A 13,212-nucleotide genomic window follows, 5' to 3' on the forward strand; every position below is an offset into this window, starting at 1 on the left:
CGTTATAAAATATTCGATAGTATTTTATGAATACTATGGCCCAACTTATCTTCAAGCCGGAGCTTATAGACATATATTTTCTTAATATCAATATTATCTATTTGGGTAATTTGCTGAATACTTTTTCCTGAGACAAATCGCTTCAGTAATATCATTTCTGTATAGTTGAGTGTGCGCCCACGTTTACTGTTAGCGAGATGACCGGTAAATAATCGTCTCATTTTCTGATGCTGTACGTCATCATCATCATCAGAATATATAATCCCTTGTATTTTATTGCTTTTCGACAGCCAGTAGTTGGCTAACGGCGCCAGGTTCCGGTCCGCTATCAAAACAATATGCATACCGCTATAAGCCAGACGATCAACCCATTGCGGGTCGGCAAACAGGCGCAGGTTCGGGAAAGAGAAGTCCACAAAAATAAACCCGCGCGACAAATGGTTTTGATTATTAAGCAGAAGTTTTTCAATAATTCCTTTTTGCAGAAAGCCATTTCCCTCAGGCCAGATAGCAAAAGCGGCACGGTGACAGTAACTGGCGCGAACCGCAGCATCCGGAAATAATTGACAGGATAATTCACAGCTTATGCAACGAACACTCTGTGATGGTGATCTCTTCATCAAAAATGACTCCTGTTATTTTTCCATAAATATTTCATTGGTAAATAAATGTGTCAATCCGACACGTACGACATTCCTTGTCAGCTAATAACAGTGGCGCTAATAAAATGTAATAAACTCCTGATGTGCTAATAAGCATGGACTGTGATTAATACGATTGCGCTAAGCTTTTTTGTGCCTTATCTCAGAATAACAGTCTGGGCATTAGGAATTTTATGCATAAATTAAAATCCTAGGATAAATCTTAAAAAAGCACTATTTGCTAAAAAAACAACCGATGTAAACAATGCTCATTAATTACACAATACTGATAACTCAATCACCCTTGAAGTGCTGTGGATAAATATAATGATAATTCAGATAAACCTGTAATGAATTCTCATTATTTAACATTAGTTAATTTTACCTAAGAACTTGATCAGCTAACACGTTGTATGTAAAGAACATTTAAATCTTAAGTGAAATTCTTATCTGCGATCACGTACAAAGAGTGAGGCATATTATCGATTTGGATGTAAAATTTAAGGTAAGTGTTGGCACATGCGGTGATACGTTTAGGTTACTGAGGGCTGGGCAATTGTACCTTATCAATCAGTTGGTCGAATTTAATCCTGATAACAAAAGCCTGGTCAATCGACAGACAGGGCGAGCAATTCAACTACAGATACCAGCCTCGCTCTGTTTTCTCTATTTAATTACTCACGCAAGTGACATTGTTTCTCAGAACACGTTGATTAAAGTGGGCTGGGGTGAGAGAAATAATGTGACCACCACCAACACATTTTACCAGGCTATTCTGACGCTACGTAATGCTCTGGCGGATGTGGGTCTGCCGAGAGATACGGTAAAAACAATTTCCCGGCGCGGGCTTGCATTAAATGAAAATACGCAGGTTGAGGCGATAACACATCCTCAAAGTGAAGTTTACCAGCCACCGGTTATAGAGGATTACGCGCCCCCAAAGATAATTGCTCCCGCGCCTCAACAAACGACGCGGGGACCCTGGTGGTACATTATATTTAGCACGGGCATCGTTATTGCCACCCTGATTATCTGGCTGGTGTGGTATCAGACGCGTCCTGTTATGCCGTTTAGTAAATTCGTGTCTGTTTCTATGCAAGTTCCCTCTCGGCAAAACTGTAAAATTTATTACTCACCAAATGAGCACGACCAGGAGAATTATTTCAATCTGATGCAACTGCATCCCTACCTCTGCGAAAACAACAAGCACGTCTTCCTTTCCGGCTACCGCAAAGCGGAGAGGATCGTGGCGTTTGTCTGTGATAAAGATGCGCGGATAGATGCTAACGCGTTTTGTACTACCCACTATTACTGGATGCGCGGGTAATGAAAAAAATACATCACCTTATTCTGCTGGTAATCGGTCTGGCGACGTTGCTCGGTTCAGGCGGGTGGCTATGGTATTCACGCTTTGCCGAAAAGCCGCTGAGTTGCATCGGCAACGTGGAATGGAATATTGGCAGCAATCGCTTTGCCGGTACGTTAGCGTTTCGGATGTACGATAATGCAGGTTTGGCCACCATTACCGGAAAACTGTACGGACGTAATACCTCAGACATCAGCAGGAACATTTATTTCAACTACACCAGACAGCACGAAGCCCGGGTGCTACAGGCGATGCAGGTGGTCAAAACCTTCGCAGACAGCGCCGATGAAACGGATATTAACAATACCTTACCCGGTTTTTACCGCCAAAGCGGACGAACCCTCAGTCTGGTCATGGAAGAGTATAAGGGCACATGGATCTTTGCCAGCTCCAATGTACCCTCGCTGTATTGCCGCAAGAGGTAACGTCATATCCGGAAACAAAAATCGCGCCCCCTCAATGGAATTCATATTTGTCATCATCGACTTACGCGACATGGGTCACTGAATCCTCTAATAACCCATTGCTATTCTTCATCCCGAATCAGGAAACATCCTGAATATCACGATATCCATTGCGTAATAATTAAGCGAAATGGGCGTTTTATTTTGTCCAGAAGACTTCAATCTACGGATGGATATTTGGAGAAGGCGTGGGCAGGGGCGTTTATCTCTCTCGCGAGCAATGTCTGCAGGTTCAGGCGTTATCGCATTTCAGGAAACGGTATGTTTCCGGTGTATTTTTGGCGTACATATGAGGGATACGTAATGTTTACTTTTAAAAAGTGCCTGATTGCACTTTCTATAAATTTGGCCGTTGTTTCATCAGGTTTTGCTTGTACGACCCTGCTGGTCGGTAACGAAGCATCAGCGGACGGCTCGATGCTGGTTGCCCGTAGCGCTGACAGCGATGCCTTGAAAGCGCAACATTTTGTCATTCACCCGGCAAAACAGAATCAGACCGGGGTATACAGCACCAAAGCACATAACGGTGCGAATGACTTTACCTGGCCGCTACCCAAAAACTCGCTGCGTTATACCACTGTTCCAAACTGGAAAACCCAACTGCACGGCGCGACCGGATTTAACGAGCTGGGCGTTGGCGTGAGCGGCACAGAATCTATTTTTGCCTCACCAAAAGCGCTGGCCGCCGACCCGTACGTTGAGGATAAAGGGATCACCGAAGACGATATTCCGGATATTCTGCTGTCGCAGAGTAAAACCGCGCGTGAAGCCGTGGCGCTACTGGGCCATATCGTTGAGACCGTCGGCGCAGGCGAAGGCTTTGGCGTTGCCGTCGTCGACGATAACGAGATCTGGTATCTGGAAACCGGCAGCGGCCATCAGTGGATGGCGCAGCGTCTGCCAAATAACCAGTATTTTGCCACCGGTAACCAGGGCCGCTTACAGGATTACGATCCGAAAAACCCGGACATGATGGCGTCAAAAAACCTGATTCAATTTGCGACCGAAAAGGGTCTGTACGAACCGGCAAAAGATGGCAAATTCAACTTCTCCAAAGCCTATACCCGTGATGATGAGCGTGACCGCACGTATAACGACCCTCGCGTTTGGACCATCCAGAAAGAGTTCAATCCTTCCGTAAACCAGGATATGGCCAAAGGACGTGAATTCCCGGTCTTCATGACGCCAGAGAAGAAAATGACACTGGACGATGTGAAGGCCGTACTGCGTAACCATTATGAAGGCACCAGCCATGACCCCTACACCAACGGTCTGAACGGCAAAGAGCCATGGCGTCCGGTCAGCGTCTTCCGCACCTATGAAGCGCATGTTATGCAGGTCCGTCCGTGGTTGCCAAAAGAGATCGGTGAAACGACCTACATTGGTTTGGGCATGGCTGATCTCACCGCCTTTGTTCCGTACTACAGCGGCCTGAAAGCGTATCCGGCTAACTATACGATGGGTACCGATAAAGCGGACGATCAGTCTATCTACTGGAAATATCGTAAATTACAAACGCTGACGATGACCGATTATCCGAAGCTCGCGCCAATCGTCAAAAAAGCCTACAAAGCGTGGGAAGACAAAGTGGCCAAGGAGCAAAAAGAGGTTGAAGCAGAGTATCTGAAGATGGCGAAAACTGATAAACCAGCCGCCGATAAGATGCTGAATGACTTCAACCTGCGCATCATGGCCGACGCCGAGAAGCTGACGGAAGATCTGACTAATCAGCTATTTACCATCCGCACCAAAGACATTCAGTCTGATATCTTCTTTGCAAACGCTGCGAAAAAAGACTGAGTAACGACGCGATAGTATTCTGGCGTAAAGCGCTTATTAGCTTTGCGCCAGCATTTCACACCGCGCCTTCACTGCGTCGTGCAGCAGACGGACTGCTCTTGAAAGCTGCTTCCGATGGGGGCAAATCATATTCAGCGGGACTTTCTCCCCCTGATAATCCGGCATCAGCAGTTGTAATCGACCGTCACGCACATCTTCGCTGACATCCAGCCACGACTTGTACGCCACACCTTCCCCGGCAATTGCCAGCCGTCGGATCACTTCCGCATCGTCGCTCATAATGGTGCCGTTAACCTGCACACTACTGACCTCGCCGTTGCGCGTAAACGTCCAGCGATCGTGCAGACGGCCGCGTAATACGAAGGTCATGGCGTTGAGCTGTGTTAAATCATCCGGGGTTTGCGGCGCGCCGTTTTGTGCAATCCATTCCGGTGATGCCACCAGCACACGTCGGTTACTCGGTGCAACGGGCAGCGCAATGTAAGACGCATCTTCGGTATTGCCATAGCGAAACGCAACATCGACGGGGTCTTTAAAGACATCCGTCACCTGATCAGAGAAAAAAATCCGCAGGCGCAGCGCGGGATAGCGGCGTCGAAACGACTGAAAGACCGGCAGCAGCAGGTTACGGCCAAGATCGGAAGGCACGGCGATTTGCAGCGTGCCAGAAACTTCATCTTCTGGGGTCTGAATTTTTTGCAGCCCGGCATGCATCACGTCCAGCATCTGGCGGGCATAGGGTAGCCAGACCTCGCCCTCCGGCGTCAGGCGTAGGCTGCGCGTGGAGCGGGCGAACAAGCGGATAGCCAACGTAGACTCCAGTCGCTTGATAGCTGAACTGACCTGAGCAGGCTGAACGCCGACTTCGCGCGCAGCATCGCTAAAACTATTCAGCGCCGCGGCGCGGACAAACAACGTGAGATCTTCAAGCCGGAACATTTTCACTCCCCGAGTATAAGTCCTGTCGCCGTAGGGCTATTTTTCCCGTTCTGCTACCGGTTTACCATCGAATTATTCAACTGATTCCTGTGACCGGAGAGACCATGAAAGCCATCGCTATTACCCGCGCCGCGACCGACGGCAATAACATTGAATTTTTACAAGAGATTGACCTGCCCATGCCAGTCGCTACCGGGCACGATCTGCTGGTTGAAGTGAAAGCCATTTCCGTCAATCCCGTTGATACCAAGGTTCGCGAAGGTTTTAACGCCGATGTGCCGCGCGTTCTGGGCTGGGACGCCGTTGGCGTGGTGAAGTCCGTGGGTGAAGCCGTCACCCTGTTCACACCTGGCGATGAAGTCTGGTACGCCGGAGCGCTGGGCCGCGCTGGCAGTAACAGTGAATTTCAGCTGGTTGATGAACGTATTACCGCGCTGAAGCCAAAAACACTGGATAATGCTTCTGCTGCGGCGCTGCCGCTGACCGCCATCACCGCCTGGGAAATGCTGTTCGACCGTCTGGGCGTTGAGGAAAATAGCAATGAAGATGATGTGTTATTGATCGTTGGCGCGGCTGGCGGCGTCGGTTCTATTCTGACGCAACTGGCCAGTAAGCTGACCAAAATGACCGTCATCGGTACGGCATCACGTCCGCAGAGCCAGAAATGGGTTCGTGAAGCGGGCGCTCATCATGTGATTGACCACAGCAAGCCGTTGACGGAAGAGCTGGCACGGATAGGCATTAAAGAGGTGACGCACGTTGCCAGCCTGAACAATACCGAGCAGCACTATTCGCAAATTATTGCCGCCCTGGCACCGCAGGGCAAACTGGCGTTGATTGACGATCCGCACACTCTCGATGCGCGTCCGCTGAAGGCCAAAAGCATTTCGCTGCACTGGGAGTTTATGTTTACCCGTTCGATGTTTACCACCCACGACATCATTGCGCAGCATCAGTTACTGACCCGCGTGGCACAGCTGATCGACAGCAACACCATCCGCACCACGCTGGGCGAACATTTTGGCGCGATCACCGCGGCAAATCTGCAAAAAGCCCACGCGCAAATTGAAACCGGTCGTTCGGTCGGCAAGATTGTGCTGGAGGGGTTTTAGCATGTCAGATTCAGAAGTGATTTCAATTATTGCGGTACTGAAAGCCAAACCAGGGAAAATCGATGCACTGAAACAGGCACTGCAGGCTCTGTTACTGCCTACTCGCCGGGAGCCGGGCAATATTGAATATGCCCTGTTCCAGTTACGCGACACGCCGGATGTGTTTTACGTGCGCGAATCCTGGCACGGTCAGGCCGGTCTGGACGAGCATATCGCTCTGCCACATTTCCAGGCGTTCATTCTACAAATGAACGATCTGCTAGCCGAACCGCTACGGCTGGATTATCTGACGCCGATTGCGCCATAAAATAACTGCCGAAGCCCCCTGCCGCGTGGGGGCTACACCAGTCATGTCTCACTCGCTTCGCTATCTCTGCTATGATGCCTGCACACAAATAAAACAAAACAACATGCCGAGGGAAAGATGAGTTCCACCAGAAGAGGGATGATGAACGTCCTGATTGCCGCCGTATTGTGGGGAAGTTCAGGCGTTTGCGCGCAGTACATCATGGAGCAAAGTCAGATGTCGTCGCAGTTTCTGACCATGACACGTCTGATTTTCGCCGGGCTGATTCTGCTGATGCTCTCTTTCGTTCACGGCGACAAAGTTTTCTCCATTATCAAAAACCGCAAAGACGCCATCAGCCTGCTGATTTTTTCCGTAGTTGGAGCGCTCACCGTACAGCTCACCTTTCTGCTGACCATTGAAAAATCCAACGCCGCTACCGCGACGGTGCTGCAATTTTTGTCACCGACCATTATCGTGGCGTGGTTTTCCGTGGTGCGCAAAGCTCGACCGGGGATTTTAGTGCTGACCGCAATCTTCACCTCGCTTATCGGCACCTTCTTACTGGTCACCCACGGTAACCCAACGTCGCTGTCTATATCACCTGCCGCGCTGTTCTGGGGAATTGCCTCGGCGTTTGCCGCCGCGTTCTACACCACCTACCCCTCAACGCTTATCGCGCGCTACGGCACGCTGCCGGTTGTCGGCTGGAGTATGTTAATCGGCGGCATGATCCTGCTGCCGTTTTATGCCGGACAGGGCACTAATTTCGTGGTGAATGGCAGTTTGATTCTGGCGTTTTTCTATCTGGTGGTCATCGGCACGTCGCTGACGTTTAGCCTGTACCTGAAAGGCGCGCAGATGATTGGTGGACCGAAAGCGAGCATTTTAAGCTGCGCAGAACCGTTGAGCAGCGCGTTGCTGTCACTACTGTTGTTAGGTATTACCTTTACCCTGCCAGACTGGCTGGGCACGCTTTTAATCCTCTCATCGGTAGTGCTGATCTCAATGGACTCACGTCGCCGCGCCAGAGCGGTTTAACCCCAACCGGCGCGGCAACGGGTCATGATTACCAACCCGGAACCGCGCCGCCGTTAAAGATAGTTTCTGCCGCCTTTGCCACTTCCGGTGACTGATAAGATTGCAGGAATTCTTTCACATTCTCGGCATCTTTGTTGTCTTCTCGCGCCACCAGGATGTTCACGTACGGTGAGTTTTTGTCTTCGATAAATACGCTGTCATGTACCGGGGAAAGCCCGGTTTGCTGGATGTAGGTGGTACTGATAATCGCTACATCCACTTTCTGATCGTCCAATACGCGCGGCAACTGCGCGCCTTCCAGTTCCATAATTTTCAGATGCCGCGGGTTATCAGTGATATCCAACGCTGTTGGCAGCAGGCCGGTATCCGCTTTCAGCGTAATTAACTTCTCTTTTTGCAGCAGCAACAGCGCCCGCCCGAGGTTGGTTGGATCATTAGGTATCGCAATCGTTGCACCGTCTTTTAGTTCAGCGACGGTTTTGATTTTCTTCGAATACCCTGCCATCGGGAACACAAAGGTATTGCCCACCGCAACCAGCTTATAGTCGTGTGCTTTATTATCTTGTTCGAGGAACGGACGATGCTGGAAGACGTTGGCATCCAGCTCACCATGATTAGTGGCATCGTTGGGCAGCAGAGAACCGCTAAAACCCACCAGTTCAACATCGAGGCCGTACTTCTCTTTGGCCACTTTCTTCGCGACCTCCGCCACATCCTGCTCGGCACCGTTAATCACACCCACTTTGATATGCTTTGCATCACTGCTTTGTTGATCGCATCCTGCCAGCAATAACCCCGCCAGTAATACCGCCGCCCCGGCCCCAAAAAAAGGTATCTTCAGCTTCACGTTCTATCCTTTTGCAATAACCGCCTGATGAGTAATGAAATGACTATAGCGGCAAGGTCGCTGCGGTTTAAAAAACGAAAAAGCATCAGCAAGAAGAAAAAGGCATAACAGGGAAAGAGAAGGATTAGTCTGAATGTGCCGCCAGTTCGTCCAACGAAAGTCCGGTAATAATCAGCACCAGTTCACGATCAATACCCTTCTCCAGCATGGCATGGGCTATCCGCAACGCTTCGTCTTGTTTACCTTCGAGTTTACCCTCTAATAAACCCCTTCTTCGCCCCGACTCGCGTAAGCATTCTGCAATAGTCATTAATCTCTCCTTGTGTTGGGGAACGCGTAAAGCCACCTCGCGAATAAACGCCTCGAAACGCGGTGCGCTGCCAGACTGCATCAGATAATTAAATAGCGTTTCTACCTGGCTGTCATTAGCGTATCCCTTAACCAGCAGAGCAACCAGGTTATCCACCAGCACCATCAGGTCACGTTCACGTATATGCTTCTGGACAAGCTCAAGTAGCGCCATCCGCCGATGCTGCATAATCTCATCATCAGACACCACCGTGATGTCTACCAGCGGGAAGGCAGAACCATAAAGCTGCCGTGCGGTTTCTGGATCGTCAAATTCATCCAACCAACACAGCGAGTACGGATACGGGCTGTCAACGCCATGGTAAAAAAGTATTGGCACCACCAGTGGCAGCGTTTTGTGTCCTGCATCAAGGTGATTTTGCATCGCGGCAATGGCGTAACGCATCATCCGAAATGCCATATGAGCATCTGGCGAGCTTTGGTGTTCAATCAACGCGTAGATATAGCCTTTACCGGTTCTAGTTTTTAGCGACCACAGAATATCGGAATAACTGGCACGCAGATCCTCCTCAATAAAACTCCCGGGTTCCAGTTTCAGTGTATCCAGATCGCAAAGCTCATGTAATGACGCAGGAAGATAGGTATCAAGAAAATCCCGCACCGTATCTGGATGGCCTAAGAATTTTTTAAACACCGCATCATGCGGTGTAGATGTTGTTGGTTTTTGCATGGCGGTCCGTCACCGGAAGAACAAGATGACGGGACATTACTCGCCAGTGGCACAGACGACATCAGGGAAATTATCTCTCTGCGAGGCGCTTTCGAGGATAAATACATGCTGGTGCAATATATTCATTTTCAGGGAAGGGTGTTCGCAAAAATGCCCGGTAGCACCTAACGCTTACCGGGCATTTTTTGTGTGCCATCCGGCGATAGCAACATCACACCAGGGCTTTGACTATCTCCATCAACCTGATGATATCTGCAGGCCGGGTATTACCGGTCTGTGGGTCGATAATCGAGCTGTAAACATGCGGCATGACGCGCGGTACTCCTGCTTCCAGACAGGATTGCAGGATAATGCCGAAGTTATCGAGATCGATACCGCCGGTCGGCTCAATCAACGTCATGCCGTTGCGCGCCGCTGTCGTCGCCAGTGCGTACAACTCAGGCAGGGACTGCTCACCGCCCATTGGGAAGAACTTCGCCGCATGCGCGCCAGAGTCCAGCATCATACGTACCGCTGCATCACAGGAAACGCGGGCTGGCGTGCCCTGGCTGCTGCTGACGCCAGTGGAGATCAACACTTCCTCCAGCGTGCCCGTGGGACTGACTAACGCGTTGATATGGGTCTGTTCACCGCCCGTTGCCGCCAGCGCGCCTGCCGCAAAACCACAACCGGTAAAGGTCTGGTTGACGTGTGCCGGATGGACCTGTGAGGCAATCATCGCCGCTTTGTAATACTGCGCCGGGTCGCCCGCCCCCAGCCCCACGGAAATCGACGGCACGTCGACCATCCAGCGTTTTACTTCCTTAACCCCTTCCTCAACCGAGGAGAACTGCGCCGAAAGAATGCCGATCACCGCGTGACCTTCGGCAGCGTCATAGATTTCCCGGGCGTTGGCGATATCCTTCGCCAGCACGTTAATAGCCACTTTATTGCGATAAAAATTAATGTGCTGCATGGTCTGCAATCTCCTTTAGTCGGGCCACGATCAGTGCCATTTCCCCTTCTGCAACCGTACGCGGGTCAAGACTAAAGACGCCCTGATGAAGGTTGTAACGGCGAGCGTAAATCGCGATATCACCCTCTCGCAGCTGCGCTTCTACGGCGTAAGCATCCATCCCCAGCTCTTGTGCATTCACCCGAATACGAATCCGCCAGATGGCGCGCCCGGCTTCGTCCTGCTCAATATCCGCATCCAGTCCGCGAATCGCTGAAATCGCCTGCGCCACGGGGCGAAGCTCTTCGGCGGTGACCACGGTTTGCCCCTGATGATAGTTTTCCAGGGCATACACCAGCCCGACCATATTCTCTTTGCCGATCTTCATCGCCCGGGCAATTCCGTGGTGCTGCGCTTTACACGCGGCAATCCACTTTTTCTTTCCGGTGATAAACCCGGAGGTCGGCGCGTTAAAGGCTTTTGCCCCGCTGTAGACCACCATATCCGCCCCGCTCGCCACCCAGGCGTGTAAGTCTTCCTCGGCGGCGGCATCGACAATCAGCGGCAGGTTATGAACCTGCGCAACCCGTACGAAGTCTGCAATGCTCAACATGCCTTTCTGCACGCAGTGGTGCGATTTCACGTACAGCAGCGCGGCGGTGTTATCGGTAATCGCGCTCTCCAGCTGCCAGCGGGCCGCCAGATTACTTGAGCCAACCTCCACCACGCGTCCGCCGCCTAAGCGGATCGCGCTGGTGATGGGCGCACCGTAGTCAACGTTATGCCCGCGCAGCATGACCACTTCATTGGCCATACCCGCGCTGTCCGGCATCAGCGTGACACTAGCCTGGTCACCGCGGGTAATGGCGGCGGCAACGGCAATCGCAATACCCGCCGAGGCGCACGAAGTAACATAGCTGTCCTCCGCGCCGGTGTAGCGGGAAACCAATTGACCGGTACGGTCCACCAGCCGGTCAATTTCAACAAAGGCCGAAGCTGCCCGCGCGGTGGCTTGCATCACTTCCGGCGCAACGCTGGAAACGCCCAGAATCGTCATCTTGCCACAGGCGTTAATCACCTGTTTTAGCCCCAATTGTTGGTAGATATTCTGTGTCATGGCTTACAACACTCCCAGCAGCGAACAGACCACGCTGAGCGCAACAATCGACAGCAAAATCGTGGTGTAACGCGGCCCTTTCTTCACCAGATAGAAATAAATGGCGAACACCGCCGCCAGCGGCAACAGACCGGGGGCAATAGAGTCGAGGATTTGCTGAACCACCACTTCAGAGCCTTTCAGGGCGCTGAGTTTTAACGGCGTGGTGATCTTGACGTAGCTCGCAGAAAGCGCGCCCATCATGATCAGGCCCAGCACGTTCGCGCCGTAGATAAGTTCCTTTATTCGCCCTCCCTGCAGCAGACCAATTATCGAGTCACGTCCCAGCGTATAGCCTTTGTGCACCATACCGTAGCTGATTGCCAACGTAATGGCCGGGTAGAGGATTAACGGTACAATTCCGCCCATCGCGCTGCCATTTGCCGCGAATGGGATAAAAATAGCAATTAACAGCGGCATCACGGCGGCCCAGATGATCGAGTCCCCCATCCCGGCCAGCGGTCCCATTAGCCCGGTTTTAATCCCGGTAATTGAAGCATCGCTGATCGGCTCGCCGCGGGTTTTCTGTTCCTCCATCGCAATGGAGATCCCCTGAATCACCGCCCCGAACGTCTGCTCTGAGTTGAAGAAGTTCAGATGGCGTTTCAGCGCTTCTACCTGTTCCTCTTTTTGCGGGTAGAGCTTTTTGATGATCGGCGTCATCGAGGCGCAGAAAATCAGGCTCTGCAAACGCTCATAGGAGCTGGAAACTTCTGCACCCAGCCAGTAGATAAACCAGGCTTTGGTGATGTCTGCTTTGGTCAGCGTGCCGCTTTCACGCGCACGCTCCACCAGTTCATGTTGCATTACGTCGCTGCTCATCATGCTGCTCCTTCATTTTTCGCCAGACCTTTAATCAGGAAAGCCACGCAGGTACCAAAGATTGCCATCGCCATGATGTCTACCTTCAGGTACAGCACCGCAAAGAAACCGCCGATAAACCACGGCAGAAGGCTCTTTTTACCGATCACCATAATGGTAATGGCGAAGCCCAACGCTGGCAGAATGCCGCCCATAATTTCAAAGGAGTGCGTCAGCCAGTGCGGCATCAGCTTGAGGAAGCTTTCCACCACGTCCTGACCAAAATAGTTGGCGGCGAAAACCACCGGGAAACGCAGTACAAGGCCAAGCAACGCCGGGTAGAGGAATGCACAGCGCATAATGCCCGCCATATTGGCCGTTTCCGCATGCTTGTCGGCCATATGCACCCACGCTGCGTTTAACGTGCGGCGCAACTGGTCGAGGAACACGCCGATGACGCCAAACGGGATCGCCAGCGCGATAGCCAGGTTCGGGTCCATTCCGGCCTTCACAGCGATAGGAATTGAAATACAGGCGGCCAGCGCAGGATCCGACGGGACGTTACCGCCTGGCGTAGAGGTCACGCCGAGATAAACCAGCTGCATACCGGCACCGATGATCATCGCCGTTTCCATGTTGCCTAACAGCAAGCCAACGAATACGGCAATCACTACCGGTTGCAGCAGCATAGCGGAGAAGGTGTAGCCAAGGCGTAATCGGGCAAACCAGTAATACAACCCCATCAGGCTTGCAAAGACTAAAGTATCCATAGTTAAGTACCCTGTT

General features: G+C 51.5%; 14 protein-coding genes. 6 read left to right on the forward strand and 8 right to left on the reverse strand.

Going from position 1 to position 13,212, the window contains the following annotated elements; translation table 11 throughout:
* Window positions 1-2: 2 nt before the first annotated feature.
* A complete protein-coding gene (locus WC1_RS01700; protein ID WP_003023988.1) occupies window positions 3-620 on the reverse strand; it encodes a helix-turn-helix transcriptional regulator in 618 nt (205 codons plus the stop codon).
* A gap of 577 nt (window positions 621-1,197) precedes the next feature.
* Here WC1_RS01700 and WC1_RS01695 point away from each other — a divergent pair.
* The 3 genes from WC1_RS01695 (at window position 1,198) to WC1_RS01685 (ending at window position 4,271) form a co-directional block, all read left to right on the forward strand.
* Window positions 1,198-1,968, forward strand: a complete 771-nt coding sequence (locus WC1_RS01695) for a winged helix-turn-helix domain-containing protein (protein ID WP_016151203.1) — start codon at window positions 1,198-1,200, stop codon at window positions 1,966-1,968.
* Window positions 1,968-2,432 (forward strand): hypothetical protein, encoded by a 465-nt coding sequence (locus WC1_RS01690; RefSeq protein ID WP_003840687.1) that lies wholly within the window; start codon window positions 1,968-1,970, stop codon window positions 2,430-2,432. The genes WC1_RS01695 and WC1_RS01690 overlap by 1 nt, the downstream gene beginning before the upstream one ends.
* A 342-nt stretch (window positions 2,433-2,774) precedes the next feature.
* On the forward strand, window positions 2,775-4,271 hold the full coding sequence (locus WC1_RS01685; protein WP_005121531.1) for a C69 family dipeptidase: 1,497 nt from the start codon (window positions 2,775-2,777) through the stop codon (window positions 4,269-4,271).
* 36 nt (window positions 4,272-4,307) lie between these two features.
* Here WC1_RS01685 and WC1_RS01680 read toward each other — a convergent pair whose 3' ends face one another.
* A complete protein-coding gene (locus WC1_RS01680; protein WP_016151204.1) occupies window positions 4,308-5,210 on the reverse strand; it encodes a LysR family transcriptional regulator in 903 nt (300 codons plus the stop codon).
* 104 nt (window positions 5,211-5,314) lie between these two features.
* Between WC1_RS01680 and WC1_RS01675 the strand changes: the two genes are divergently transcribed.
* From WC1_RS01675 to WC1_RS01665, 3 genes are all read left to right on the forward strand, one after another.
* Complete coding sequence (locus WC1_RS01675) at window positions 5,315-6,322, forward strand: zinc-binding alcohol dehydrogenase family protein (RefSeq protein WP_016151205.1); 1,008 nt, start codon at window positions 5,315-5,317, stop codon at window positions 6,320-6,322.
* A 1-nt stretch (window position 6,323) separates the two neighbouring features.
* The gene (locus WC1_RS01670; RefSeq protein ID WP_003023975.1) at window positions 6,324-6,629 is read left to right on the forward strand and encodes a putative quinol monooxygenase; all 306 of its coding nucleotides are present in this window, start codon (window positions 6,324-6,326) and stop codon (window positions 6,627-6,629) included.
* A 117-nt stretch (window positions 6,630-6,746) separates the two neighbouring features.
* On the forward strand, window positions 6,747-7,649 hold the full coding sequence (locus tag WC1_RS01665; RefSeq protein WP_003023973.1) for a carboxylate/amino acid/amine transporter: 903 nt from the start codon (window positions 6,747-6,749) through the stop codon (window positions 7,647-7,649).
* Between the two features lie 28 nt (window positions 7,650-7,677).
* Here WC1_RS01665 and nlpA read toward each other — a convergent pair whose 3' ends face one another.
* From nlpA to WC1_RS01635, 6 genes are all read right to left on the reverse strand, one after another.
* The gene (nlpA, locus tag WC1_RS01660) at window positions 7,678-8,496 is read right to left on the reverse strand and encodes a lipoprotein NlpA (protein ID WP_003840678.1); all 819 of its coding nucleotides are present in this window, start codon (window positions 8,494-8,496) and stop codon (window positions 7,678-7,680) included.
* 124 nt (window positions 8,497-8,620) lie between these two features.
* A complete protein-coding gene (locus tag WC1_RS01655; protein WP_016151206.1) occupies window positions 8,621-9,535 on the reverse strand; it encodes an Rpn family recombination-promoting nuclease/putative transposase in 915 nt (304 codons plus the stop codon).
* A gap of 211 nt (window positions 9,536-9,746) precedes the next feature.
* The gene (locus tag WC1_RS01650; RefSeq protein ID WP_016151207.1) at window positions 9,747-10,490 is read right to left on the reverse strand and encodes a 2-dehydro-3-deoxy-phosphogluconate aldolase; all 744 of its coding nucleotides are present in this window, start codon (window positions 10,488-10,490) and stop codon (window positions 9,747-9,749) included.
* Window positions 10,477-11,586, reverse strand: coding sequence for a D-glucosaminate-6-phosphate ammonia lyase (dgaE, locus tag WC1_RS01645; RefSeq protein WP_016151208.1), 1,110 nt, complete (start codon window positions 11,584-11,586; stop codon window positions 10,477-10,479). The genes WC1_RS01650 and dgaE overlap by 14 nt, the downstream gene beginning before the upstream one ends.
* 3 nt (window positions 11,587-11,589) lie before the next feature.
* Window positions 11,590-12,450 (reverse strand): PTS system mannose/fructose/sorbose family transporter subunit IID, encoded by an 861-nt coding sequence (locus WC1_RS01640; protein WP_005121522.1) that lies wholly within the window; start codon window positions 12,448-12,450, stop codon window positions 11,590-11,592.
* Window positions 12,447-13,196, reverse strand: a complete 750-nt coding sequence (locus WC1_RS01635) for a PTS mannose/fructose/sorbose/N-acetylgalactosamine transporter subunit IIC (protein ID WP_003023960.1) — start codon at window positions 13,194-13,196, stop codon at window positions 12,447-12,449. Before WC1_RS01635 ends, WC1_RS01640 begins: the two co-directional genes overlap by 4 nt.
* Window positions 13,197-13,212: the final 16 nt, after the last annotated feature.

The sequence above is a fragment of the Citrobacter sp. KTE30 genome (assembly GCF_000398825.1).
Classification (GTDB): Bacteria; Pseudomonadota; Gammaproteobacteria; order Enterobacterales; family Enterobacteriaceae; genus Citrobacter; species Citrobacter freundii.

What these genes read in the sequence shown, in the direction of transcription:
- WC1_RS01665 (WP_003023973.1), top strand. Translation starts at nt 6,747, where the DNA reads ATGAGTTCCACCAGAAGAGGGATGATGAACGTCCTGATTGCCGCCGTA.
- dgaE (WP_016151208.1), bottom strand. Translation starts at nt 11,586, where the DNA reads ATGACACAGAATATCTACCAACAATTGGGGCTAAAACAGGTGATTAAC.
- WC1_RS01685 (WP_005121531.1), top strand. Translation starts at nt 2,775, where the DNA reads ATGTTTACTTTTAAAAAGTGCCTGATTGCACTTTCTATAAATTTGGCC.
- WC1_RS01700 (WP_003023988.1), bottom strand. Translation starts at nt 620, where the DNA reads ATGAAGAGATCACCATCACAGAGTGTTCGTTGCATAAGCTGTGAATTA.
- WC1_RS01655 (WP_016151206.1), bottom strand. Translation starts at nt 9,535, where the DNA reads ATGCAAAAACCAACAACATCTACACCGCATGATGCGGTGTTTAAAAAA.
- WC1_RS01640 (WP_005121522.1), bottom strand. Translation starts at nt 12,450, where the DNA reads ATGATGAGCAGCGACGTAATGCAACATGAACTGGTGGAGCGTGCGCGT.
- WC1_RS01690 (WP_003840687.1), top strand. Translation starts at nt 1,968, where the DNA reads ATGAAAAAAATACATCACCTTATTCTGCTGGTAATCGGTCTGGCGACG.
- WC1_RS01670 (WP_003023975.1), top strand. Translation starts at nt 6,324, where the DNA reads ATGTCAGATTCAGAAGTGATTTCAATTATTGCGGTACTGAAAGCCAAA.
- WC1_RS01635 (WP_003023960.1), bottom strand. Translation starts at nt 13,196, where the DNA reads ATGGATACTTTAGTCTTTGCAAGCCTGATGGGGTTGTATTACTGGTTT.
- WC1_RS01680 (WP_016151204.1), bottom strand. Translation starts at nt 5,210, where the DNA reads ATGTTCCGGCTTGAAGATCTCACGTTGTTTGTCCGCGCCGCGGCGCTG.
- WC1_RS01650 (WP_016151207.1), bottom strand. Translation starts at nt 10,490, where the DNA reads ATGCAGCACATTAATTTTTATCGCAATAAAGTGGCTATTAACGTGCTG.
- WC1_RS01675 (WP_016151205.1), top strand. Translation starts at nt 5,315, where the DNA reads ATGAAAGCCATCGCTATTACCCGCGCCGCGACCGACGGCAATAACATT.